We start from the raw sequence: 22,546 nt of genomic DNA on the forward strand, positions 1-22,546 counted from the left end.
CGCCCGGGGGTGGAACGGGGAGTGCCCCCGTGCCGGTGTGCGGCACGGGGGCACTCTCGCGTGGGTGTGCGGTCAGCCGGTGTTGCGCAGGCCGGCCGCCACGCCGTTGACGGTGAGGAGCAGGGCGCGGGCCAGGAGCGGGTCGGGGGGCGTGTCCGCTGCCGCGGCGTCGCGCTGGCGCTTGAGCAGGGCGACCTGGAGGTAGGAGATCGGGTCGAGGTAGGCGTCGCGGATGGCGAAGGTCTGCTGGAGGACGGGGTGGGTGTCCAGGAGCTTCTCCCCGCCGGTGATCCGCAGGACCTCACGGACGGTGAGTTCGTGCTCGGCCTCGATGGTGGCGAAGACGTGCTTGAGGTGGTCCGGGACGAGGGTGTCGACGTAGTGGCGGGCGATCCGCAGGTCGGTCTTCGCGAGGGTCATCTCGACGTTCGAGAGGAAGTTCCGGAAGAAGTGCCACTGCTCGTGCATCTCGTCGAGCACGGTGTCCAGGCCCGCCTCGCGCAGTGCCTTGAGACCGGAGCCGACGCCGAACCAGCCGGGCACGATCTGCCGGGACTGGGTCCAGCCGAAGACCCACGGGATGGCGCGCAGTCCGTCGAGCGAGACGCCCGAGCCGGGGCGACGGGAGGGCCGCGAGCCCAGGTGCAGGTCGGCGAGCTGGTCGACCGGCGTGGAGGCGAGGAAGTACGTCGGCAGGTCAGGGTCCTCGACGAGCCGCCGGTAAGCGGAGTGGGCGGCGTCGGAGACGACGTCCATCGCCGCGTCCCAGCGGGCCAGCGCCTCGTCGGACTGGCGGGGCGCGGTGTGCAGGGCGGACGCCTGGAGCGTCGCGGCGACCGTCAGTTCGAGGTTCTCGCGGGCGAGCGAGGGGACGAGGTACTTGTCGGAGATGACCTCGCCCTGCTCGGTCACCTTGATCTCGCCCTCCAGGGTGCCCCAGGGCTGGGCGAGGATCGCGTCGTGGGAGGGGCCGCCGCCACGGCCCACGGTGCCGCCGCGGCCGTGGAAGAGGCGCAGGCGTACGCCGTAGCGGTGAGCGACGTCGCGCAGGCGTCGCTGGGCGCGGTGGATCTCCCACTGGCTGGTGGTGATGCCGCCGAACTTGGACGAGTCGGAGTACCCGAGCATGACCTCCTGGACGTCGCCGCGCAGGGCGACCAGGCGGCGGTAGGACGGGTCGGAGAGCATGTCTTCGAGGATGGTGTCCGCGGCCTTGAGCTCGTCGGTGGTCTCCAGGAGCGGCACGATGCCGATCTTGGCCCAGCCGGCGTGCAGGTCGAGGAGTCCGGCCTCGCGGGCGAGGACGGCGGCGGCGAAGACGTCGTCGGCGCCCTGGCACATCGAGATGATGTACGACTCGATGACCTCGGGTCCGAAGACTGCGAGGGCTCGCTTGACGGTGTGGAAGACGCCGAGGGTCTTGGCGCCGGCCGCGTCGAGCGGGGCGGGGCTGGGAGCGAGCGGCCTTCTGGAACGCAGTTCCTTGGCGAGGAGCTTGCCGCGGTAGTCGCGGGGCATGTCGGCGTAGCGCCAGGATTCCTCGCCGAGGCGGTCGAAGAGCTGGCCGAGTGCGTAGTGGTGGGCGTCGGCGTGTTCGCGTACGTCCATGGTGGCGAGCTGGAGGCCGAAGGCGGCGAGTGTGCGGATGGTGCGGTCCATGCGGCCGTCGGCGAAGAGGCCGCCGCGGTGCTCGCGCAGGGAGGTCTGGATCAGCTTGAGGTCGTGGAGCAGTTCGCCGGTGCCGAGGTAGTCGCGGCCGGGCTGGTGGGCGGTGCCCTTGGCGAGGCGCTGCTTGGTGTTCTCGAGCTTCTGCCGGATGCAGGTGGCCTTGAGCCGGTAGGGCTCTTCGGCGTTGAGGCGCTTGTAGCGCGGGCTGATCTCGGGCAGGCGTTCGAGGTCGGTCCCGAGCGACGTCAGCAGTTCCTCGGTCGCTCCCGTGTAGCGGATGGAGTTGGAGAGGAAGCCGCGGAGTTCGTCGATGAGCTCGAGGGCGTCGTTGATGCCGTGCTCGTGCTGGAGGATGAGGACGTCCCAGGTCACCTCGGGGGTGACGTTGGGGTTGCCGTCGCGGTCGCCGCCGATCCAGGTGCCGAAGGTGAGGGGGCGGGTGTCGTCGGGGAGCTGTACGCCGACCCGCTCGAGCTCGGCCGTGAGGTCTTCCAGGACGTCGCCCACGGCGCCGGCGTGCAGTTCGTCGAGGTAGTAGATGGCGTTGCGGGCCTCGTCGGCGGGCTCGGGGCGGACGACGCGCAGTTCGTCGGTCTGCCAGACGAGGTCGATGTTCTCGGCCAGCCGGGTGTCGTAGCGGCGGCGGTCCGCCTCGATGACCGGGGTCTCCAGGAGTGCGGCGATCCGGCGGAGCTTGTTCAGCACCGAGCGGCGGGCGGCTTCCGTGGGGTGGGCGGTGAACACGGGGCGGACGTTGAGGTTCTTGACCGTCGCGCGCAGGTGCTCGGGGTCCGCGTCCTTCAGCCGGTCGGCGGTACGGGCGAGAAGTCCGCCTTCGGCGGCGCGCTTGGTGCGCAGTTCTCGGCCACGGTGCACCTGTTCGGTGACGTTCGCCAGGTGGAAGTAGGTGGAGAAGGCGCGGACCAGCTTGGCCGCGGTCTCGAGTTCCGTGCCACGCAGCAGCTCGGCGGCTGCTTCGCCGTCCTCGCGGGTCAGGCGGCGGACCTTCTCGACCAGGTCGAGGAGTTCGGGGCCCTCCTGACGGACGAGGGTCTCGCCCAGGAGGTCGCCCAGGCGCCTGATGTCGGCGCGCAGCTCGCTGCTGGTCGTGGTGGTCTGGTCGTCGGCACTGCTCACAGGTGCGGCTCCTTGCAGTGTTGAAGCTTGTCAAAAGCTCGTCTGAAGCTCGTCTGGGAGGGAACCCGGGTGGCGACCGCACGGCGGGTGCCGCTTAGGGACGGGGCATCCGGGAAGAAATTCAGAGCGGACCGCGCTGTCCGACCGACTCCAAGGATAGGTGTCCATGCGGGCGCGCAGACTCTCGGGCTCTTGCCGCCGGGCGGCGCACTGCCATACTTACGATGCCGTAGGTTACGGAACCGTAGGCGCCGTAATCGGCCATCCCCCCACCCTCGACCCTTCAGGGGACGCCCCCATGACCCCAGGCTCCGATGTGATCGACGACGTTCCGAAGGCGAACAACGACTCCATGGCCGCGTCCGCGACGCTGGGCGGCGAGCGGAAACGTTCGCTCGAGCAGATCACGCTGCTGCTCTTCATCATCGTTCCGTTCCTGGCGCTGCTCGCGGCGGTGCCGCTGGCCTGGGGGTGGGGGGTGAGCTGGCTCGACATGGGCCTGATGGTGTTCTTCTACTACCTCGGCTGCCACGGCATCACGATCGGCTTCCACCGCTACTTCACGCATGGTTCGTTCAAGGCCAAGCGGCCCTTGCGGATCGCGCTGGCGATCGCCGGTTCGATGGCGGTCGAGGGACCTCTGGTCCGCTGGGTGGCCGACCACCGCAAGCATCACAAGTTCTCCGACGCGGAGGGTGACCCGCATTCGCCGTGGCGTTTCGGCGAGACGGTTCCGGCTCTGATGAAGGGCCTGTGGTGGGCGCACATCGGATGGATGTTCGACGAGGAGCAGACGTCGCAGGAGAAGTACGCGCCGGATCTGATCAAGGACGGTGCGATCCGTGCGATCTCGCGTCAGTTCGTCCTGTGGACGGGTCTCTCGCTGGCGCTGCCCCCGTTGATCGGCGGTCTGGTGACGATGTCCTGGTGGGGGGCGTTCACCGGCTTCTTCTGGGGTTCGCTCGTGCGGGTGGCGCTGCTGCACCATGTGACGTGGTCGATCAACTCGATCTGTCATGCGGTGGGCAAGCGTCCCTTCAAGTCGCGTGACCGGTCGGGGAACGTGTGGTGGCTGGCGGTGCTGTCCTGCGGTGAGTCGTGGCACAACCTGCACCACGCCGACCCGACGTCGGCGCGGCACGGGGTGGAGCGCGGCCAGCTGGATTCCTCGGCGCGGATCATCCGCTGGTGCGAGCGGCTGGGCTGGGCTTATGACGTGCGCTGGCCGTCACGCTCGCGTATCGATTCCCGCCGTCACACCGGTGAGGAAGGCTCCCGGCGCAAGAGGGAGAGCGCCGACGCGGCATGATTGACAGCGTGGCGACCGACTCCAGCAGCACCCCGAGCAATGAAAAGCCGCGGCGTGCGCGCCGCACGCGGATGACTGGTGCGGAAAGGCGCCAGCAGCTTCTTGAGATTGGTCGCACCCTGTTCGCCGCGAAGGGCTTCGAGGGGACGTCGGTGGAGGAGATCGCGGCGAAGGCCGGGGTCTCCAAGCCTGTCGTGTACGAGCATTTCGGCGGCAAGGAGGGCCTGTACGCGGTGGTGGTGGATCGTGAGATGCGGCGGCTGCTGGACATGGTCACCGGCTCCCTCACGGCGGGTCACCCGCGTGAGCTGTGCGAGCAGGCCGCTTTCGCGCTCCTCGACTACATCGAGGAGTACACGGACGGCTTCCGCATCCTGGTCCGCGACTCGCCGATCCCCCAGTCGACGGGTTCGTTCGCGTCGTTGATCTCGGACATCGCCACCCAGGTGGAGGACATCCTGGGCCGCGAGTTCAAGAGCCGGGGTTTCGACCCGAAGCTGGCGCCGCTGTATGCGCAGGCGCTGGTCGGCATGGTCGCGCTGACCGGTCAGTGGTGGCTGGACGTGCGCCGCCCGAAGAAGGCCGAGGTGGCGGCGCACCTGGTGAACCTGGCGTGGCACGGGCTGGACGGCCTGGAGCCGAAGCCGCGGCTGATAGGACACCGCAAGTCCTGACGGCGACGCCGGAAGACCTGACGGGGGCACCCGAAGTCCTGACAGCAGCGCCGGAAGACCTGACGGCGGCACCCGAAGTCCTGACGGCGGCGGCCCGTTCGCCGCGCCGCCCGGTCACTCCGGGGCGAGCGGCTCCAGGAACTCCAGTCGGTTGCCGACGGGGTCCTCGGAGTAGAAGCGGCGGTGGCCCGGGAGGTTGGCGTCCCAGGTGACCGTCGCTCCCCGGGCGGCGAGCCGACCCCCGTACGACTCGATGTCCGTGACCCGCAGTCCTGGGTGCGCCTTCCTCGCCGGGCGGAAGTCCGCCTCGATGCCCAGGTGCAGGTGCACCGCGCCCGCCTGGAACCAGCAGCCGCCGCGCGCCGCGAGGACCGGCGGTTTGGGGAGCTCCCTCATGCCGAGGATGTCGACGTAGTAGGCGCGCAGGGCGTTCTCCGACCCCGGTGGTGCGGCCAGCTGGACGTGGTCGACGGCGGTGAGCATCACGCCTCCTTGTGGGCCACGGCGAAGACGCGGCGGAACGGGAACACCGTGCCGCGCTCCGTCGCCGGGTACGCCTCGCGCAGTGCCTCCCGGTATTCGGCGACGAAGGCCTCCGCGTCCGCCGCCCCCAGTTCCGTGAGGACGGGGCGCAGGCCCGTTCCCTTCACCCAGTCCAGTACGGGGTCCTCGCCCTGGAGGAGGTGCAGATACGTGGTCTCCCAGACGTCGGCCGCGCAGCCGAGGGCGGTGAGCGCCTCCAGGTACGCGGCGGGCGTGTGCACGGCGTCGTCGTGGCGCAGGGTGTCGGCCAGGCGGTCCTTCCAGCGGGCCGAGTGGGCGAGTTCGCGCATCAGCCGGTGGCTGGGCGAGTCGAAGTTGCCGGGCACCTGGAAGGCGAGGGTGCCGCCGGGAGCCAGCCCGTCCGTCCAGGCGGGGAGGCGGTCGATGTGCCCGGGCACCCATTGCAGCGTGGCGTTGCTGACGATCAGGTCGTAGGGCTGCGCGGGTGTCCAGGTCCGGGCGTCCGCGGCGGCGAAGTCGAGGCGGCCGCCGCCGGCCGTGGGACCCGCGTACGCGGCGGCCTTCGCCAGCATCTCCGGGGAGTTGTCGAGTCCGGTGATGCGGGCGGTGGGCCAGCGCTCCGCGATCAGGCGGGTGACGTTGCCGGGGCCGCAGCCCAGGTCGGCGATGCGGGCGGGGTCCCGGGGCAGCTCGGGGACGCGGGCCAGCAGGTCGGCGAAGGGGCGGGCGCGGTGATCCGCGTGGCGCAGGTACTGGCTGGGATCCCAGCTGGGGACGGCGGCGGGCATGGCGGTCCTCCTCGAAGTCACGGCCTGATGACACAGGTCAGCCTCACACCCAAACTATCTCGACGTCAAGAGACTCTAGATCAAGAGATTTCAAGTAAAGAAACTTCAGGTCAAGAGACTTCACGTCGACACAACCACTACACTGATCGTCATGGAGGACGAGGTCGATCGGCTGGTCGCAGCATGGCGCCGGGAGCGCCCCGACCTCGACGTGGAACCGCTCGAGGTGCTCAGCCGGGTGAGCAGGCTCGCCCGGCATCTGGACCGGGCCCGTCGGCTCGCGTTCTCCGAGCACAGCCTGGAGCCCTGGGAGTTCGACGTCCTCACCTCGCTCAGGCGCGCGGGGGCCCCGTACCAGCTCTCCCCCGGCCAGCTCCTCACCCAGACGCTCGTCACCTCCGGCACGATGACCAACCGTATCGACCGGCTCGCGAAGAAGAGCCTGGTCGAGCGGCTGCCCGACCCCAGCGACCGCCGGGGCGTGCTGGTCCGGCTCACCGAGGAGGGCCGCGACCGCGCCGACCAGGCGCTCGCCGGACTCCTCGACCAGGAGCGCGCGATCCTCGCCGAACTCAGCCGGGCCCAGCGCGCTGAACTCGCGGCCCTGCTACGCCAGTTGACCGCCCCGTTCGACAACATCCCCGGCTAGGTCGGCGGGCCCGACCCCGGCGCGGCGGGCGAGCGCGACGGCGGCCAGGGTGGAGTGCACGCCCAGCTTCCCGAGCACGTTCTGCATATGGGTGCGGACGGTGTGCGGGGAGAGGAACAGCCGTTCGGCGACGGCCTTGCGCCCGAGGCCCGCGACCATGCACCGCAGTACTTCCCGCTCCCTCGGCGTCAGCGACTCGACCAGCCGCTCGCTCTCGGTGCGGTGCTTGCGGGCGGCGGTCAGCTCGCGCAGCACGCCGGTGAGCAGGGCGGGCGGGAGGTGCGTCTCGTCCCGCAGCACTCCCCGTATGACGGTGAGCAGCCGGGACAGTGAGCAGTCCTTGGCGACCCACCCGGAGGCACCGGCCTGGAGGGCGAGGGCGGCGCGGCGCGGGTCGTCCTTCTCGGCCAGGACGACGGTGCGTACGCTCGGCTGCCCGGAGCGGACGCCCGCGACGAGCGAGATGCCGTCGACGAGCCCCTCCTCGTTGCCGTCGCGGACGGAGACGGCCGGGCGGGTGCCGGGCACGTTGCCGCCCAGGTCGGCGTCGACGAGCAACACGTCGAATCTGCGGCCTTCCGCCACCGCCCGCTCCAGGGCGCGCAGCGCGGCCGGACCGCTGCCGGCCGCGGAGACGTCGACGTCGGGCTCCGCGGCAAGGGCAGCGGCGAGCGACTCGGCGAAGATGCGATGGTCGTCAACGACCAGGACACGGATGCGAAGCACTGAAACCCCCACGAGTCGGGGGACGACCGGCGCAGGTACGACGCCCGGAGATCCCCGAGTCTGCTCGGGAAAACGGGGTGCCGCAGCCGCACGGCCGCCGCCGTGCTGGAACTGCTACCCCCACTCCGGGCGTCGTACCCGACTGTCTCGCCCCCTGATCAGCACCGGCCCCCACCGGTACTGCTCATCAGGGTAGGGCCGGGAGCCGGAAGCGGAAGGCTATTTGCAGAACTGGTTGGCCAGCGCGTTTATGGTGAGCCGTATGTTTCGTATGGAGACAGAAGTCGACAACGAGCGGCGGAATCTGCTTCGGCGGCGGCTGCTGGACACGAACACGGCGGCGTCCCCCGCTCTGCGCGCGCTGCGCGGAACGCCGGACGAACGTGAACGTCCGCTGCATGTGTGGGCGTTGTCCGAGGACGGTGACCTGGCCGGCGGCCTGGTGGGCCACACCTGGACGACGTGGCTGCACGTCACCTACCTCTGGGTGGACGAGCGCCACCGGGGCACGGGGCTCGGCTCCCGGCTGCTGGCCGACGCCGAGCGGACGGCCCACGACGAGCGCGGCTGCCGGGCCGCCCGCCTGGAGACCTGGGACTTCCAGGCCCCGGATTTCTACCGGAAGCGGGGCTACGAGGTGGTGTGCGTGATCCCCGACTATCCGCCGGGGACCACGGAGTACACGCTGACGAAGCGCCTCGACCGCCTCAGCTGAGCCGCCGGGCGCCCTCCGAGGGCACTGCCGGGAACACCCGTGGCGCCGTGTGACCGGCCGCCGCGAACGCCTCCGTCACCGCCTTGGTGACCGTGTCCACGTCGGCGGACTCGACCAGGACCACCGCCGAGCCGCCGAAGCCGCCGCCCGTCATGCGCGCGCCGAGCGCGCCCGCCGCGTTCGCCGTGCTGACCACCAGGTCCAGCTCCGGGCAGGAGATGCGCAGGTCGTCGCGGAGGGAGACATGGCCGTCCGTCAGGATCGGGCCGATCGCGCGTACGTCGCCCGCGTCCAGCAGGGCGATGACCCGCTCCACCCGGTGGTCGTCCGAGACGACATGGCGTACGTAGCGGCGTACCCGCTCGTCGGGCAGGCGGGACAGCGCGCCGTCCAGCTCCTCGTACGCGACGTCCCGCAGATGCGAGACCCCGAGCTGCCGTGCGCCCTCTTCGCACCCCGCGCGCCGTTCCGCGTAGGCGCCGTCGCCCAGCGCGTGCTTCACCCGGCTGTCGACGACCAGGAGTTCGAGGCCGTGGGCCGGCAGGTCGAAGGGGACCTGGCGGATGGACAGGTCCCGGCAGTCCAGGTGCAGGACGTGGCCCTCGGTGCAGCAGGCCGACGCCGTCTGGTCCATCACGCCGCACGGGACGCCGGCGAAGTCGTTCTCCGCGCGCTGGGCGAGGCGCGCCAGTTCGGGGCGGGTCAGGCCCAGTTCGTAGAGGTCGTTCAGGGCCAGCGCCGTCACGACCTCCAGGGCCGCCGACGAGGACAGGCCGGCGCCCGTCGGCACCGTCGAGGCGAGGTGGATGTCCGCGCCCGTCACCGGGTGTCCCGCGGAGCGCAGCGCCCACACCACACCCGCCGGGTACGCGGCCCAGCTGGTGTTCGTCAGCGGCTCCAGCTCGTCGACGCGCAGCTCGACCACGGGGCCCTCGATGTCCGCCGAGTGCAGCCGCAGGACTCCGTCGGTGCGCCGGGACACCGCCGCGACCGCCGTGTGCGGCAGGGCGAGCGGCATCACGAAGCCCTCGTTGAAGTCGGTGTACTCGCCGATGAGGTTGACCCGGCCGGGGGCGGCCCAGACGCCCTCCGGCGCGGCCCCGTACAGCTCCTCGAACCCTTCGCGAACCCCCACCACTTATTACTCCTTGTGCTGAGCGAACGCCCAGGCGTCCGCGACGATGCCCGCGAGATCCGCGCGGGCCGGGTTCCAGCCGAGTCGCTCGCGGGCCGTGGCCGCGGAGGCCACGAGCACCGCCGGGTCGCCGGCGCGGCGCGGGGCCACGATCTCCGGGATCGGGTGCCCGGTGACCTGGCGGACGGTCTCGATGACCTCGCGGACGGAGAAGCCGTTGCCGTTGCCGAGGTTGCAGACCAGGTGCTCGCCGGGCGTGGCCGCGTCCAGCGCGAGCAGGTGGGCCTCGGCCAGGTCCGCGACGTGGATGTAGTCGCGGACGCAGGTGCCGTCCGGCGTCGGGTAGTCGTCGCCGTAGACGGAGATGGCGTCGCGGCGGCCCTGGGCGACCTGGAGCACGAGCGGGATGAGGTGCGACTCGGGGTCGTGCCGCTCACCGCAGCTGCCGTACGCGCCGGCCACGTTGAAGTAGCGCAGGCTGACCGCGGCGAGCCCGTGGGCCCCGGCCTCACCGGTGATCATGTGGTCGACCGCGAGCTTCGAGGCGCCGTAGGGGTTGGTGGGCCTGGTCGGCGCCGTCTCGACGATCGGCACCTCCTCCGGCTCGCCGTAGGTCGCGGCCGTCGAGGAGAAGACCAGCTTGCGTACGCCGGCCTCGCGCATCGCGGCCAGCAGGGCCAGCGTGCCGCCGACGTTGTTGTCCCAGTACTTCTCGGGCTTCACGACCGACTCGCCGACCTGCGAGAACGCGGCGAAGTGCAGGACCGCGTCGAAGGAGGAGTCCAGCCACTTGGCGGCGTCGCGGATGTCGCCCTCGACGAAGGAGGCGCCCGCCGGCACGCCCTCGCGGAAGCCGGTCGAGAGGTTGTCGAGGACGACGACCTCGTGGCCGGCCTCGATCAGGTGCTGCGCGACCACGCTGCCGACATAGCCGGCACCGCCGGTGACCAGGTACTTCCCACTCATGAACTCGCTACCTCTCGCAGTCGCTGGGCCGCGGTCTCCGGCGGCACGTCGTTGATGAACACGCTCATGCCGGACTCGGAACCCGCGAGAAACTTCAGCTTGCCGGAAGTGCGGCGAATGGTGAAAAGCTCGAGGTGGAGTGCGAAGTCGTCACGGTTGACGCCTTCGAACTCCTCCAACGGGCCGAACGGCGCCTGGTGCCAGGCGGCGATGTACGGCGTCGGAGGCTCGCCCACCCCTTCTTTCCCTCCACCCGTCCCATCGAAGATCCGGTCGAAGCGCCTCAAGAGTTCCAGATACACCTTGGGGAACTCTGTGCGTGCGTCCTCGTCGAGGGCCAGCAGGTCGGGGACCCGGCGGCGCGGGTAGAGGTGGACCTCGTAGGGCCAGTGCGCCGCGTACGGAACGAAGGCGACCCAGTGCTCTCCCTGAAGGACGATCCGCTCCCCGGCCAGTTCGCCGGCGAGTACGTCGTCGAAGAGGTTGCCGCCCCCCGTCGCCTCCTTGTGCGCGGCCGCCGAACGCAGCATCAGCGCAGTACGGGGCGTGGTGAAGGGGTAGCCGTAGATCTGTCCGTGCGGGTGGCCGAGTGTCACGCCGATCTCGGCGCCGCGGTTCTCGAAGCAGAACACCTGCTGGACGGAGGGAAGATGCGACAGCTCCGCCGTCCGGTCGGTCCAGGCGTCCAGGACCAGGCCCGCCTGCTCCTCGGTCAGGTCGGCGAAGGAGGAGTCGTGGTCGGAGGTGAAGCAGACCACCTCGCAGCGGCCGGAGTCTCCGGCCAGCGAGGGGAAGCGGTTCTCGAAGACGACCACGTCGTACGAGGAGTCCGGGATCTCGCTCAGCCGCTCGCCCTCGGAGGGGCAGAGCGGACATTCGTTCGCCGGGGGGTGGTAGGTGCGGCCCTGGCGGTGCGAGGCGATCGCGACCGAGTCGCCGAGCAGCGGGTCGCGGCGGATCTCCGAGCTGGTGACGGTCCGGTCGAGCGGGCGCCGGTCCACGGCGTCGCGCACGGCGTCGTCGCGCAGGTCGTAGTAGATGAGCTCGCGACCGTCGGCCAGCGGGGTCGAGGTCTTCTTCACGCCGGACTCCTCATTCGAGCCACCCAAGTCTTCAAACAGAACTCAACATAACAAACCACAAGGCCCCCCAGACGTCAACATCACAATCAAACAAAGAACCCCAATACACGTGTTCATTTACTGAACGCGGAGGCGTAGGTTCCGGTCGGATACGTTCACGCAACGAAGCGAGTTCCTATGCAGTCCCCCACGCATCTGCCCACACATCCACTCGAAGCGACGTACCTCGCCGACGGGCTCCGACTCCCCACGAACGGGCTCGACTACACGATCCTCGCGATCTACTTCGCCGTCGTGCTGGGCATCGGCTTCGCCGCCCGCCGCTCGGTGAAGACAAGCCTCGACTTCTTCCTCTCCGGGCGCTCCCTGCCCGCCTGGGTCACCGGCCTCGCGTTCATCGCCGCCAACCTGGGCGCGACGGAGATCCTGGGCATGGCGGCGACCGGCGCGCAGTACGGCGTCGCGGTCGTCCACTGGTACTGGATCGGCGCCATCCCGGCCATGGTCTTCCTGGGCCTGGTGATGATGCCGTTCTACTACGGCTCCAAGGTCCGGTCGGTCCCCGAGTATCTGCTCCAGCGCTTCGACAAGCCGGCACACCTGCTGAGTTCGGTCCTGTTCGCCTTCGCGGCGATACTGATCGCGGGCGTCAACCTGTACGCGCTGGCGATCGTCGTCGAGGCGCTGCTCGGCTGGCCGCAGTGGGTGGCGATCGTGGTCGCGGGCTTCCTGGTGCTCGCGTACATCACGGTCGGCGGTCTCTCCTCGGCGATCTACAACGAGGTGCTTCAGTTCTTCGTGATCCTCGCCGCGCTCATCCCCATCTCGGTCCTCGGCCTGAAGAAGGTCGGCGGCTGGGACGGCCTGAGCGACTCGCTCACCAAGAGCCACGGCGACAACTTCCTGTCCGCCTGGGGCGGTACGGGCATCGGCGACCCCAACCCGCTGGGCGCGAACTGGCTGACCATCATCCTGGGCCTGGGCTTCGTGCTCTCCTTCGGCTACTGGACGACCAACTTCGCCGAGGTGCAGCGCGCCCTGTCCGCGAAGAACCTGTCCGCCGCCCAGCGCACTCCGCTGATCGCCGCGTTCCCGAAGATCTTCATCGTGTTCCTGGTGATGATCCCGGGTCTGGTCGCCGCGGTCCTCGTCCCGAAGATCGGCACCAGCGGCTCGGACCTCCAGTACAACGAGGCGATCCCGTACCTGATGCAGGAGTTGCTGCCCAACGGCGTGCTCGGTATCGCGGTCACGGGTCTGCTCGCGGCCTTCATGGCGGGCATGGCGGCGAACGTCTCGTCCTTCAACACGGTCTTCACCACCGACATCTGGCAGCGGTACGTGGTCAAGGACCGCGAGGACGCCTACTACGTGCGGTTCGGCCGGCTGATCACGGCGGTCGGCGTCATGGCGTCGATCGGTACGGCGTTCATCGCGTCGTCGTTCTCCAACATCATGAGCTACCTCCAGACGCTGTTCTCCTTCTTCAACGTGCCGATGTTCGTGGTCTTCATCATCGGCATGTTCTGGAAGCGCGCCTCGATGAAGTCCGGCGTGTGGGGCCTGCTCGCGGGCACCACGGCCGCGATGGTCAACTACTTCTGGATCTACAAGCAGGGCGTCATCGACATCCCCAGCGACCAGGGCGCGAACTTCGTCTCGGCGATCGTCGGCTTCGTGGCGGGCGCGGTGGTCATGGTGGCCGTCACCCTCTTTACGGCTCCGAAGCCGGAGGCGGAACTGGCCGGCCTGGTCTACGGCACGCGCTCCCCGGGTGTGCCGGAGCCGCCGGCCACCGGTGACGACGCCTGGTACCGCAAGCCGGCGCTGCTCGGCTGGTCGGCGATCGTCCTGGCCGCCCTCTGCTACATCCCGTACTCGTTCTGATCCGATCGGAGGCTGATCACCATGTCCGACCTGCAACGCGAAGTCACCGATCTGGAGAGCAAGTCCGCGACCGCCGCCCGCCTCTTCGACATCCGCCGGATCATCGGCGGCCTGTTCGTGGTCTACGGGATCATCGTCACGATCGCCGGGATCTCCCCGTCCGACGCCGACCTGGACAAGGCACAGGGCGTCAACATCAACCTGTGGACGGGGCTCGGGATGCTTGCCCTGGGGCTGTTCTTCCTGGGGTGGATGTGGCTGCGGCCCACGGTGCCGCCGACGCCTGCCGATGAGGAGCCGTCGCAGTAACTCTCTTGTCCGGGGCGGGAGTTCACTTGGGGAACTCCCGCCCCGGACGGCTGTACACCGCGAGTTGCCCTCCCGCGCCGTCTCGTCCGCGGTCACCGGCACGTCACCGAGGGCGCGCGGCCCGTGCCGCGCGCTTGCCGCGTGGGCCGTGAAAATCGCTGTCCGGTTGCCGGTGCACGGTGATAGACAGCCCCGGTGGAAAAGACTCTGGAGTTTTCCGATCTGCTGCGACTGATCGACGAACGATCGACCGCCTTCCGCGCCGCGGTCGCCGCCGCGCCCAGTCTCGACGTACAGGTGCCGACCTGCCCCGAGTGGACGCTGTTCGATCTGGCGCAGCACATCGGCGAGGGGCGCCGCGACTGGGCCGCCACCGTCGCCGCAGGGCCTGCTCCGGCCAAGTCCGCAGCGGAGGGCGCCCCGGCTGCGCCCCGGGAGCGCGAGGCCCTGCTGGCCTGGTTGGCGGAGTCCACGGAGCAACTGCTGGACGCGTTGCGGAAGGCCGGCCCGGATCGCGGTTGCTGGACGTGGTGGGGGACGTCGCAGTCGCCACCGACCTCCGGTGCCGTAGCTCGGCACCAGCTCCAGCAGCTCGCGGTGCACACGTACGACGCCCAGATCACCGTAGGTGCCCCGCAGCCGCTGCCCGACGAGGTGGCGCTCGACGGTGTCGACGAGTTCCTGTCCACCTGCGTCGCAACGACAAGCGCCTGGCCGCACGAGCCCGCTGCCGTCGACTTCCACGCCTCCGAGGGCCGCTCCTGGCGCCTCTCGCTCTCCGCCGACGGCGCACGGGCCACCCGTCTTCCCGCGCCCGGCACGGCGCCCGCCGCCGCTGCCGGCGAGGACCCGGACGCGGCCGACGCCTCCTTCCGGGGCACCGCCGGTGAGCTGGTCCTGGCCCTGTACGGCCGTATTCCGGTGGACTCCCTGAAGCTCGACGGCGGCCGACGTCTCTTCGACCTGCTCGAGGCCTGGGACCCGGACGAGTAAGCCGTGACGATGCGCCGCCCCGTGCGCGATCCCCGGCCGAACTCCCCTGGAAGCCTCGGGCCGGGCCGGCTCCGCGGCCCAGGTCAGTGTGCTGGTGCGCCCGGGTTCCGGGCCGGGGTCGACGCCTTGGCCGTGCTCGCAGAAGTCGACGTTCTCCGACGGCGGCGACGGCAACGCCTGCGTGAAGCTTGCCGTCGAGCCGCAGCTTTCGAACGCTCGCTCTAGGTGGTCGCTCGTTCACAGTAGCGGGCACCCCCGTTCGAATCACTTCCTCCGCACGTCTCTGACCTGCGCTTTTCTTCCCGTCCAGGGTCTTGGTCGCCGCTACTGACCAGAGCGAACAGGACACGTGGAGTTGCCGTCGGCCGCGCCGCGGGGCCTCCTGAGCTCGGGGACACAAACCTCCCCAAACTTCCTCATTCACGCACGAAGAAAGGCGCGGAATGTTCCAAATCAAGCGCTTTGGGTCCGCAGTCGCGACGGCCGCGGCCCTGGCATCTCTGTCTATGGCTATCGCCCCCGTGGCCGTCGCCGCCACGGTCCCGCAGCCCAGCACGTCAGTCGCGCAGGGGGTCAAGGGCCCGAAGCCCCCGACGCCCCCGACCGTCTGTGCCGCTCTGAGCGGTCAGCTCTCCACGCAGCTGCAGGCCGCCGCGACGGCGCTGGCCGCCACGCCGCCCGACGTCCCCGCGGCCCAGGCGGCGATCGCCGCGGCCCAGGTCACCGTCGCACAGCTCCGTGCCAACGGGTGCCTCCCGGCGGCGCCTCCGACGCCGCCCACCTGCGCGGCGCTCACCCTGCAACTGCAGGCGCAGCTCCAGGTCCTTGCCGCCGCGCTGGCGGCCAACCCGCAGGACCCGGCCGCCATCACCGCGGCGTTCAACGCGGTGGTCGCCACCGCTGCGCAGCTCGCTGCCGTTTGTGTGTGACCGGCTAGTTCACCGCGCCCTGTGCCGGTGACTTCCCAACACGCCTGACAATGTCGTCCGAGCGTGTGGCGTTGGGTTCGGCGGTTCTTCACCGTCGGACCCAACGCTTCTTGGGTACCAGCCCCGAGAACTCGGCCAACTCGCCTCACCCCCGGCCTGGTTGCTCCGCAGGCCGAGAATCCTCCGCACTCCCGGGCCCCGCCGCCACCGGCCCCGCCCGGTCCAGCAGCCCGGTACGCGCCGCGAGCGCCGCCGCCTCCAGCCTCGACCCCACCCCCAGTTTCATCAGCACCCGCTGCACATGGGTGCGGGCCGTGCTCGGGGCTATGCCCATGCCGGCCGCGATCAGCCGGGTGTCCTCGCCGTCGGCCACCCGCACCAGGACCTCCACCTCGCGCGGCGTCAGCATCTGGAGCAGACGCTGACCTTCGTCGTCGGGCTGGGCGGCCGGGTTGAGCAGCTCGCTGAAGGCGCCCTGGAGCAGCTGTGGCGCCACGGCGGCCTCCCCGGACCGCGCTTTCATGATGGCGCGCTCGACGCCTTCTATCCGTTCGTCGTGCCGTACGTAACCGGAGGCGCCGGCGGCGAAGGCCGCCGCGATCCCACGCGGATTCGGCACCGGCCCCAGCACCAGAACCGCCACCTGCGGACGCTCCCGCTTGATCTTCACCACCGGGTCGAAGATGCCCGGCTCGTCCGGTGTCGCCGTACCGAGCAGGCACACCTCCGGCGCCCTGGTGATCACCAGCTCCGCCGCGCCCGCGGCGGGCGCGGCCGCGGCGAGCACGCGGTGCCCGCGCAGCTTCAGAGCCGAGGCCAGCGCCTCGGCGAGCAATCGGTGGTCGTCGACCACCATCAGCCGCACTCCCATCGAGCAACCCCCCAGTCCCCCCAGTGAATGCCCGCTTCGGATGCCCACTGGTCCCCTCGGACAGGAGCCCCCCCGGCACCCCCCGCCCTCCATGCCCCCGGAAGCTACACGCTTGTTCGACGTCGCGCTTCCCCTACTGGTGAGAAGTGCCCCGGATTACCGAAATCCCTCCCATTCGCGCGTGTTGAGGGGTACGTGAAAGGCCCCGCCCTGAACAGGGACGGGGCCTTTCGAACGACCGCGTTCTCGGCTACTTGGCGCCGAAGCCCAGGGCCGCGTACTCCTTTTGGTCGGTCGAGTACGGCTTGCTGACCAGATCCTTGCCCATGAAGAGGCGGCCGTCCGTGTAGAGCAGTTCGGACGACTTCGGCACCATGCTGCTGATGGCGCTGCGCACGGCGTCGGTGGACGGGGTCTCCAGGAGCTTGGTCTCCTTCAGGGACGTGCCGTTCACCGAGACGACCTGGGAACCCTTGTTGTACGGTCCGTCCTTGTACGCGATGACGTTCCCGCCGTCCATGCGGATCGGGAAGATCTCGTAGTCGTCGCCCGCGTCGATCTTGTCGCCGGCGGTCTTGCCGGTGGCCAGCGAGAACGTGACGATCTCGTTGGTCCGGCTGCCCTGGGCCGTGCCGTCGTGCTCCTTGGTCGGGACGTACAGCTTGTCGTTGCCGACCGTGATCGCGTGGCAGTCGTGGACGTCGCCGACACCGCAGTCGTGCTCGTACTTGCCGTCCGCGAGCGTGATCTTCGTGCGCAGCTTGCCGCTGTCGTCGAGGGAGAAGACGTCGGTGACGCCGGAGGCGGTGACGTCACCCGAGTCGACGCCGAAGACGACCGGCTTGCTGGAGATCACCTTGGCGTTGTCGATGCCGGTGGGGAGCTTGTAACTCCACTTCACGTTGCCCGACTTCGGGTCGAGGAGCTGGACCTCGTACTTCTCGTCGCCGTACTCGCCGCACTTGCGCACCGCGACGAGCTGCTCGCCGCCCGCGTAGCCGAGGTCCTGGCAGCCGCTGGCCTTCGGCTGCCACAGGACCTTGCCGGACGACAGGTCGAAGGCGGCGCCGCCGTACAGGCCGCCGACCCCGACGGTGCCGCCGGAGAGGGTGACCTCCTCGAACGCGACCTTGGCGTCGCCGACGGACACGTTCTTGGTCCACAGCTTCTTGCCGGTGGCCACCTCGAACGCGGTGACCTCGCTGCACGGCTTGCGGTCGCTGCTGCCGGCGCGCTTGCCCGACTCGGTGACGACCGCGGCGATGCCGGAGGCGGAGATCTCCGGCGAGGCGGCACAGGTCTGGCCGGTCAGCGGCAGCGTCCACTTGCTCGAGCCGGAGTCCGCGTCGTATCCGACGATCTTGGCGACGCCGGCCTTCGCGTAGACGGAGTCGGTGAGCCAGGAGCCGCTGACGCTGTCGATCTCCTGCTTGTCGGTGATCGTCGGCGCGGGCACCTGGAAGAGGACCTTGGCGCTGGGGTCGGCCGGCGCCTTCTCCTTGGCTTCGCCGCTGGAGGTGTCGGTGCCGCCCGAGGTGGCGTCGTCGTCCTTGCCGCCGCTGCCGCCACTGCCGCCGGTCGTGCCGGAGGAGTTGTTCTTGCTGTCGTCGCCGCCGGTGGCGGAGTACATGTACACACCGCCGCCCACGATCAGTGCGATGGCCGCGACCGCCGCGACGATGATCCAGGTCGTGGCGCCGGGCCCCTTCCGCCCGCCCTGCGGGGGCTGAGGCTGCATCGGCACGGTCGGCGGCTGGTAGCCGTACTGCGGCTGCTGGCCCGGGTAGCCGTAACCGGACGGTGCGGGTCCGGGCGCCTGCGGGTAGCCGTAACCGGGCCCCTGCGGGGCGGGCGGCGGCGTCTGCGGGTAGCCGTAGCCCGGACCCTGCGGGGCCTGCGGCGGCGCCTGCGGATACCCGTAACCGGAACCCTGCGGGGGCTGCGGTGGGCCCTGCGGGGGCTGCGGCGGAGCCTGGGGCGGGCCCTGCGGGGGCGGCGGAGTCTGGGGCGGGCCCTGCGGGGGCGGCGTGGGCGCGCCGAAACCGCCCGGCGGGGGGGCCTGGGGCGCGCCGAAACCGCCCGGCGGCGGGTCCTGGGGCGCGCCGAAACCGCCCGACGGAGGCTGGCTGGGGGGCGGGGGCGGCTGGCTCATGACGTGGGTACCTCGGAGTGCGAAGGGGCGGTGGGCCGGGACGTGAGAAGGAGCTCGATCACTTGCCGTAGGCCAGCATCAGCTTCTCCTTGGACTCGTTGCTGCCCGTCAGCCGGGTCGTGGAGAGGTAGAAGCGGCCGTCCACCCAGTCGAGGGCCTTCGAGTAGAAGCCGCTCTCGATCTGCGCGGTGCCCTGCGGGTTCTGGAGCAGCTTGGCCGGCTTGTGGCTGCTGCCGGCCGTCGGGATGGAGACGACCTGGCCGCCCGCGTCGTACGACGGCTCGACGTACGCGATCAGGTGGGTGCCGTCCATCTTCAGCGGCAGCATCGACTCGTCCGCCGGGGACTTGACGCGCCACTTCTCCTTGCCGGTCTCCAGGCTGACCGCGACGACCTCGTTGGCGCCGGTCTTCGCCTCGGTCGGCAGGTAGAGCGTGTTGGCGTCGGCCGCGACACCGGTGCAGCCCTGGAGGTCACGGTCGAGGATGGCCCAGCCGCACTGCGGGGCGAAGGACTCGTCGACGTCGACCTGGGAGCGCAGCGTGCCGTCGTTCTTCAGCGTGGAGACGTTCCACTGCTTCTTGTCCTCGTTGGTGAGGTAGAGGACGACGGGGGCGACGGAGTACGTGCGCGCGACGGTCCAGCCCTTGGGGATCTTCTTGGTCCACCTGGCCTTGCCGGTCGCCGGGTCCAGTTCCTGCACCTCGTCGTGCTCGGTGCCGGTGCCGGCCGCGCAGGAGGCGACGGAGATCATCTTGGCGCCGCCGGCGAACGCGGTGGGGAAGCAGGCGGTGCCGTACTTCTTCTTGTCCCAGCGCTTCTTGCCGGTGGCGACGTCGTACGCGGTGCCCGACTGCGAACGGCCCACCAGCAGCGTGTCACCGGTGATGGTCAGGCTGACGTTGAAGGTGCTGTCGAAGAGAGCGCCCTCGGCGATCTCGCCCTTCCAGCCCTTCTTGCCGGTGTCGAGGTCGATCTGCTGGAGCTGGTTGCACTTGGCGTTGTCGCTGACGCCGCTCATGTAGGCGACGACGATCTTGTCGTCGGCCGTCTTCTGCTGGGTGACCGAGCAGATCTTCTGCGGGAAGGTGATCGGGTCCCAGGCCGGGTTCCCGTTGCCGACGTTGTACGCGAAGACCTGCTTGTACGCGGCCTTCACCGCCGTCTTGCCGGTGATCCACATGCCGGGGGCGTCGGCGCCGGAACCGGGCGCGTCGGGCGCCTCCTTGTACCAGAGCACCTTCGACTCGCCCGCCTGGCGGCCTTCGTTGAGGTTCTCGGGGTCCGCGCCGCCGTCGCCGCTGCCGTCGCCGGGGTTGACCGGATCGTCGGAGGCGGAGGTCTTGCCGCCCTTGCTCTTCTCGCTCTTCTCGGCCACGGGCTTCTTGTCGTCGCTCCCGCCCTCGGAGGTGACGGCCCACACGGTGCCGCCGACGAGCAGCGCGGCGGCGACGGCGGCCGCGATGAGCACCGCCGGCCTGCCCTTGAAGGGGTTCTTGGAACCCCCGCCGGGCGGCGGGGTGGGCGCGCCGGGGAACTGCGGCGGCTGCTGCGGGTAGCCGTAGCCGGGCTGCTGCTGGGGATAGCCGTAACCAGGCTGCGGGGCGCCGTAGGGGCCGGGCTGCTGGGCGTACGGCCCCGGCTGCTGGGGCTGCCCGTAGGGTCCCGGCTGGCCCGGCTGGCCCGGCTGCTGGGGCTGCCCGTACGGGCCGGGCTGCTGGGGATAGCCGTAGCCGGGCTGCGGCGGAGGCGGCGACTGCGGCGGAGGCGGCGGCGTCTGCGGTGGCTGGGCGGGCGGCGGGGGCGTGCCCTGCCGTGGTTCCTGTCTCGGGTCCTGACGCGGGTCCTGCGGGCCGCCGAAGCCTACGGTCGGCTGGTCCTGCGGTGCCCCGAAGCCGCCCTGCGGCGGCTGGTTGGGCGGCTGAGTCATCAGCGCTCCCCCTCATTCACTGATTTTCGCCACCCGCGGTACTCGCTCGGAGTGGTTCTCAGACTGTTCTCAGACGGCCCTTTGTATCACTCTGCGACCCTCGAACACCGGGCTGGTACATCCCCTGTTCCCAAGGGAGGACCGGCCCGTGATGCCCTCGTTACGCGCCTTCACGCGCCCTTCACGCCGTCTGCGCGCTGCTCGCCGTACGCCCCCGCGCCGCTCAGGCGTCCTCTGCGAGTTCCAGCCAGCGCAGCTCCAGTTCCTCGCGCTCGCCGGCCAACTCCCGCAGTTCCGCGTCCAGTTTCGCCACCTTCTCGAAGTCCGTGGCGTTGTCGGCGATCTGGGTGTGCAGCTTGGTTTCCCGCTCGGAGATCTTGTCCAGCTGCCGCTCGATCTTCTGGAGTTCCTTCTTGGCGGCACGGGCGTCCGCGGCCGAAGTGGCCTTGGCGGGAGCGGGCGCCGCGGCGAGTACGGCGGCAGCGGCGACCTCCTCCATGCGGTGCCGTCGCTCCAGGTACTCGTCGATCCCGCGGGGCAGCATCCGCAACGTGGCGTCGCCGAGGAGCGCGTACACCTTGTCGGTGGTCCGCTCGACGAAGAACCGGTCGTGGGAGATGACGACCATCGAGCCGGGCCAGCCGTCGAGGAGGTCTTCCAGCTGGGTGAGCGTCTCGATGTCGAGGTCGTTGGTCGGTTCGTCGAGGAAGAGCACGTTGGGCTCGTCCATCAGCAGCCGCAGCAGCTGGAGCCGGCGCCGCTCACCACCGGACAGGTCCCCCACCGGCGTCCACTGCTTCTCCTTGTTGAAGCCGAAGGTCTCGCACAGCTGTCCGGCGGTCAGCTCGCGGCCCTTGCCGAGATCGACGCGGTCACGGACCTGCTGCACGGCCTGCAACACCCGCAGGGCCGGGTCGAGTTCGGCGACCTCCTGGGAGAGATAGGCGAGCTTGACGGTCTTGCCGGTGCTGATCCGTCCGGCCGCGGGCTGCTTCTCGCCCTCGCTGCGGGCGGCCTCGGCCATGGCGCGCAGCAGCGAGGTCTTGCCCGCCCCGTTCACGCCCACCAGGCCGACGCGGTCACCGGGGCCGAGCTGCCAGGTCAGATGCTTGAGCAGCACCTTGGGCCCGGCCTGGACGGTCACGTCCTTCAGGTCGAAGACGGTCTTGCCGAGCCGCGACGAGGCGAACTTCATCAGCTCGCTGCTGTCGCGGGGCGGCGGGACGTCGGCGATCAGCTCGTTGGCGGCCTCGACGCGGAAGCGCGGCTTGGACGTACGGGCGGGCGCGCCGCGCCGCAGCCACGCCAACTCCTTGCGCACCAGGTTCTGCCGCTTGACCTCCTCGGTCGCGGCGATGCGCTCCCGCTCGGCGCGCGCGAAGACGTAGTCGGAGTAGCCGCCCTCGTACTCGTACACGTCGCCCTTCTGCACGTCCCACATGCGCGTGCAGACCTGGTCGAGGAACCAGCGGTCGTGGGTGACGCACACGAGCGCGGACCGCCGCTCGCGCAGGTGGTTCGCCAGCCAGGCGATGCCCTCGACGTCCAGGTGGTTCGTGGGCTCGTCGAGGATGATCAGGTCCTGCTCCTCGATGAGCAGCTTGGCCAGCGCGATGCGGCGCCGCTCACCACCGGAGAGCGGACCGATCACCGTGTCCAGGCCCTGCGGGAAGCCTGGCAGGTCGAGGCCGCCGAACAGGCCGGTGAGTACGTCCCGGATCTTCGCGTTGCCGGCCCACTCGTGGTCTTCCATGTCCCGGATGACCTCGTGCCGGACGGTCGCCTCGGGGTCCAGCGAGTCGTGCTGGGTGAGCACGCCGATGTGCAGCCCGCCGGAGTGGGTGACGCGCCCGGTGTCGGCCTCCTCCAGCTTGGCGAGCATCCGGATCAGCGTGGTCTTGCCGTCGCCGTTGCGCCCCACCACTCCGATCCGGTCCCCTTCGGACACGCCGAGGGAGACGCCGTCGAGCAGGGCACGGGTGCCGTACACCTTGCTGACGGCCTCGACATTGACCAGATTGACGGCCATTTCTCTCCTGACAAGGGGGACGATCGACCCTCCAGGGTAGCCGCCCGGCCGACACCGGGTGCCGGGGAGACGTAGACATGGGCACGTCCGCAT

At 70.2% G+C, this 22,546-nt stretch carries 19 protein-coding genes; 8 read left to right on the forward strand and 11 right to left on the reverse strand.

The genetic code is table 11. From position 1 onward, the window contains the following. Positions 1-72 precede the first annotated feature (72 nt). Positions 73-2,805 carry a phosphoenolpyruvate carboxylase gene (ppc, locus tag SAVERM_RS18425; RefSeq protein ID WP_010984997.1) on the reverse strand — a complete coding sequence of 911 codons (2,733 nt, stop codon included), beginning with the start codon at positions 2,803-2,805 and terminating at the stop codon, positions 73-75. A gap of 298 nt (positions 2,806-3,103) precedes the next feature. On the opposite strand from ppc, the gene SAVERM_RS18430 reads away from it, so the two are divergent. Both SAVERM_RS18430 and SAVERM_RS18435 read left to right on the forward strand, forming a co-directional pair. Further along, positions 3,104-4,114 (forward strand): acyl-CoA desaturase, encoded by a 1,011-nt coding sequence (locus tag SAVERM_RS18430; protein WP_010984998.1) that lies wholly within the window; start codon positions 3,104-3,106, stop codon positions 4,112-4,114. After that, a complete protein-coding gene (locus SAVERM_RS18435; protein ID WP_010984999.1) occupies positions 4,111-4,788 on the forward strand; it encodes a TetR/AcrR family transcriptional regulator in 678 nt (225 codons plus the stop codon). The genes SAVERM_RS18430 and SAVERM_RS18435 overlap by 4 nt, the downstream gene beginning before the upstream one ends. Before the next feature lie 114 nt (positions 4,789-4,902). Here the strand turns inward: SAVERM_RS18435 and SAVERM_RS18440 are convergent, their stop codons facing one another. Together SAVERM_RS18440 and SAVERM_RS18445 are read right to left on the reverse strand one after the other, a co-directional pair. Then, positions 4,903-5,271 carry a VOC family protein gene (locus SAVERM_RS18440; RefSeq protein ID WP_010985000.1) on the reverse strand — a complete coding sequence of 123 codons (369 nt, stop codon included), beginning with the start codon at positions 5,269-5,271 and terminating at the stop codon, positions 4,903-4,905. Further along, complete coding sequence (locus SAVERM_RS18445; RefSeq protein WP_010985001.1) at positions 5,271-6,080, reverse strand: trans-aconitate 2-methyltransferase; 810 nt, start codon at positions 6,078-6,080, stop codon at positions 5,271-5,273. The genes SAVERM_RS18440 and SAVERM_RS18445 overlap by 1 nt, the downstream gene beginning before the upstream one ends. Positions 6,081-6,231: 151 nt before the next feature. Here SAVERM_RS18445 and tamR point away from each other — a divergent pair, with 151 nt between their 5' ends. Then, complete coding sequence (gene tamR, locus SAVERM_RS18450; RefSeq protein ID WP_010985002.1) at positions 6,232-6,729, forward strand: MarR family transcriptional regulator TamR; 498 nt, start codon at positions 6,232-6,234, stop codon at positions 6,727-6,729. Here the strand turns inward: tamR and SAVERM_RS18455 are convergent. After that, positions 6,688-7,455: a LuxR C-terminal-related transcriptional regulator gene (locus SAVERM_RS18455; protein WP_037644834.1), complete on the reverse strand. Its 768-nt coding sequence runs from the start codon at positions 7,453-7,455 to the stop codon at positions 6,688-6,690. The two genes, tamR and SAVERM_RS18455, sit on opposite strands and share 42 nt — an antisense overlap. Positions 7,456-7,705: 250 nt before the next feature. Between SAVERM_RS18455 and SAVERM_RS18460 the strand changes: the two genes are divergently transcribed. Continuing rightward, positions 7,706-8,170 (forward strand): GNAT family N-acetyltransferase, encoded by a 465-nt coding sequence (locus SAVERM_RS18460; protein WP_078234413.1) that lies wholly within the window; start codon positions 7,706-7,708, stop codon positions 8,168-8,170. Here the strand turns inward: SAVERM_RS18460 and galK are convergent. From galK to galT, 3 genes are read right to left on the reverse strand one after another with little or no spacing between them, the layout of a single operon-like run. Then, positions 8,163-9,305 (reverse strand): galactokinase, encoded by a 1,143-nt coding sequence (galK, locus tag SAVERM_RS18465; protein WP_042494435.1) that lies wholly within the window; start codon positions 9,303-9,305, stop codon positions 8,163-8,165. The two genes, SAVERM_RS18460 and galK, sit on opposite strands and share 8 nt — an antisense overlap. Positions 9,306-9,311: 6 nt before the next feature. Further along, a complete protein-coding gene (gene galE / locus SAVERM_RS18470) occupies positions 9,312-10,271 on the reverse strand; it encodes a UDP-glucose 4-epimerase GalE (RefSeq protein WP_010985006.1) in 960 nt (319 codons plus the stop codon). Then, on the reverse strand, positions 10,268-11,353 hold the full coding sequence (gene galT / locus SAVERM_RS18475; protein WP_010985007.1) for a galactose-1-phosphate uridylyltransferase: 1,086 nt from the start codon (positions 11,351-11,353) through the stop codon (positions 10,268-10,270). The genes galE and galT overlap by 4 nt, the downstream gene beginning before the upstream one ends. Before the next feature lie 177 nt (positions 11,354-11,530). On the opposite strand from galT, the gene SAVERM_RS18480 reads away from it, so the two are divergent. The 4 genes from SAVERM_RS18480 (at position 11,531) to SAVERM_RS18495 (ending at position 15,471) form a co-directional block, all read left to right on the forward strand. After that, positions 11,531-13,240: a sodium:solute symporter family protein gene (locus SAVERM_RS18480; RefSeq protein WP_010985008.1), complete on the forward strand. Its 1,710-nt coding sequence runs from the start codon at positions 11,531-11,533 to the stop codon at positions 13,238-13,240. 21 nt (positions 13,241-13,261) lie between these two features. Further along, complete coding sequence (locus tag SAVERM_RS18485) at positions 13,262-13,549, forward strand: hypothetical protein (RefSeq protein WP_010985009.1); 288 nt, start codon at positions 13,262-13,264, stop codon at positions 13,547-13,549. Positions 13,550-13,744: 195 nt separating this feature from the next. Next, positions 13,745-14,542, forward strand: a complete 798-nt coding sequence (locus SAVERM_RS18490) for a maleylpyruvate isomerase N-terminal domain-containing protein (protein ID WP_010985010.1) — start codon at positions 13,745-13,747, stop codon at positions 14,540-14,542. Between the two features lie 506 nt (positions 14,543-15,048). Beyond that, positions 15,049-15,471 (forward strand): hypothetical protein, encoded by a 423-nt coding sequence (locus SAVERM_RS18495; RefSeq protein ID WP_137865222.1) that lies wholly within the window; start codon positions 15,049-15,051, stop codon positions 15,469-15,471. Positions 15,472-15,616: 145 nt separating this feature from the next. On the opposite strand, the gene SAVERM_RS18500 is transcribed toward SAVERM_RS18495, so the two are convergent. The 4 genes from SAVERM_RS18500 to SAVERM_RS18515 form a co-directional block, all read right to left on the reverse strand. Continuing rightward, on the reverse strand, positions 15,617-16,342 hold the full coding sequence (locus SAVERM_RS18500) for a helix-turn-helix transcriptional regulator (protein WP_010985012.1): 726 nt from the start codon (positions 16,340-16,342) through the stop codon (positions 15,617-15,619). A 250-nt stretch (positions 16,343-16,592) separates the two neighbouring features. Next, a complete protein-coding gene (locus SAVERM_RS18505) occupies positions 16,593-18,494 on the reverse strand; it encodes an outer membrane protein assembly factor BamB family protein (protein ID WP_037644829.1) in 1,902 nt (633 codons plus the stop codon). A gap of 58 nt (positions 18,495-18,552) precedes the next feature. Next, positions 18,553-20,424, reverse strand: a complete 1,872-nt coding sequence (locus tag SAVERM_RS18510) for an outer membrane protein assembly factor BamB family protein (RefSeq protein WP_010985014.1) — start codon at positions 20,422-20,424, stop codon at positions 18,553-18,555. A 223-nt stretch (positions 20,425-20,647) separates the two neighbouring features. Then, positions 20,648-22,453, reverse strand: coding sequence for an ABC-F family ATP-binding cassette domain-containing protein (locus SAVERM_RS18515; protein ID WP_010985015.1), 1,806 nt, complete (start codon positions 22,451-22,453; stop codon positions 20,648-20,650). Positions 22,454-22,546: the final 93 nt, after the last annotated feature.

The sequence above is a fragment of the Streptomyces avermitilis MA-4680 = NBRC 14893 genome, assembly GCF_000009765.2.
Classification (GTDB): domain Bacteria; phylum Actinomycetota; class Actinomycetes; order Streptomycetales; family Streptomycetaceae; genus Streptomyces; species Streptomyces avermitilis.

Excerpts from the sequence above, each read along its gene's own strand:
- SAVERM_RS18505 (WP_037644829.1), bottom strand. The coding sequence starts at position 18,494 with ATGAGCCAGCCGCCCCCGCCCCCCAGCCAGCCTCCGTCGGGCGGTTTC.
- SAVERM_RS18430 (WP_010984998.1), top strand. The coding sequence starts at position 3,104 with ATGACCCCAGGCTCCGATGTGATCGACGACGTTCCGAAGGCGAACAAC.
- SAVERM_RS18500 (WP_010985012.1), bottom strand. The coding sequence starts at position 16,342 with ATGGGAGTGCGGCTGATGGTGGTCGACGACCACCGATTGCTCGCCGAG.
- SAVERM_RS18485 (WP_010985009.1), top strand. The coding sequence starts at position 13,262 with ATGTCCGACCTGCAACGCGAAGTCACCGATCTGGAGAGCAAGTCCGCG.
- SAVERM_RS18460 (WP_078234413.1), top strand. The coding sequence starts at position 7,706 with ATGGTGAGCCGTATGTTTCGTATGGAGACAGAAGTCGACAACGAGCGG.
- SAVERM_RS18445 (WP_010985001.1), bottom strand. The coding sequence starts at position 6,080 with ATGCCCGCCGCCGTCCCCAGCTGGGATCCCAGCCAGTACCTGCGCCAC.
- galE (WP_010985006.1), bottom strand. The coding sequence starts at position 10,271 with ATGAGTGGGAAGTACCTGGTCACCGGCGGTGCCGGCTATGTCGGCAGC.
- SAVERM_RS18515 (WP_010985015.1), bottom strand. The coding sequence starts at position 22,453 with ATGGCCGTCAATCTGGTCAATGTCGAGGCCGTCAGCAAGGTGTACGGC.
- SAVERM_RS18510 (WP_010985014.1), bottom strand. The coding sequence starts at position 20,424 with ATGACTCAGCCGCCCAACCAGCCGCCGCAGGGCGGCTTCGGGGCACCG.
- SAVERM_RS18480 (WP_010985008.1), top strand. The coding sequence starts at position 11,531 with ATGCAGTCCCCCACGCATCTGCCCACACATCCACTCGAAGCGACGTAC.
- SAVERM_RS18440 (WP_010985000.1), bottom strand. The coding sequence starts at position 5,271 with ATGCTCACCGCCGTCGACCACGTCCAGCTGGCCGCACCACCGGGGTCG.
- SAVERM_RS18495 (WP_137865222.1), top strand. The coding sequence starts at position 15,049 with ATGGCTATCGCCCCCGTGGCCGTCGCCGCCACGGTCCCGCAGCCCAGC.
- tamR (WP_010985002.1), top strand. The coding sequence starts at position 6,232 with ATGGAGGACGAGGTCGATCGGCTGGTCGCAGCATGGCGCCGGGAGCGC.
- SAVERM_RS18435 (WP_010984999.1), top strand. The coding sequence starts at position 4,111 with ATGATTGACAGCGTGGCGACCGACTCCAGCAGCACCCCGAGCAATGAA.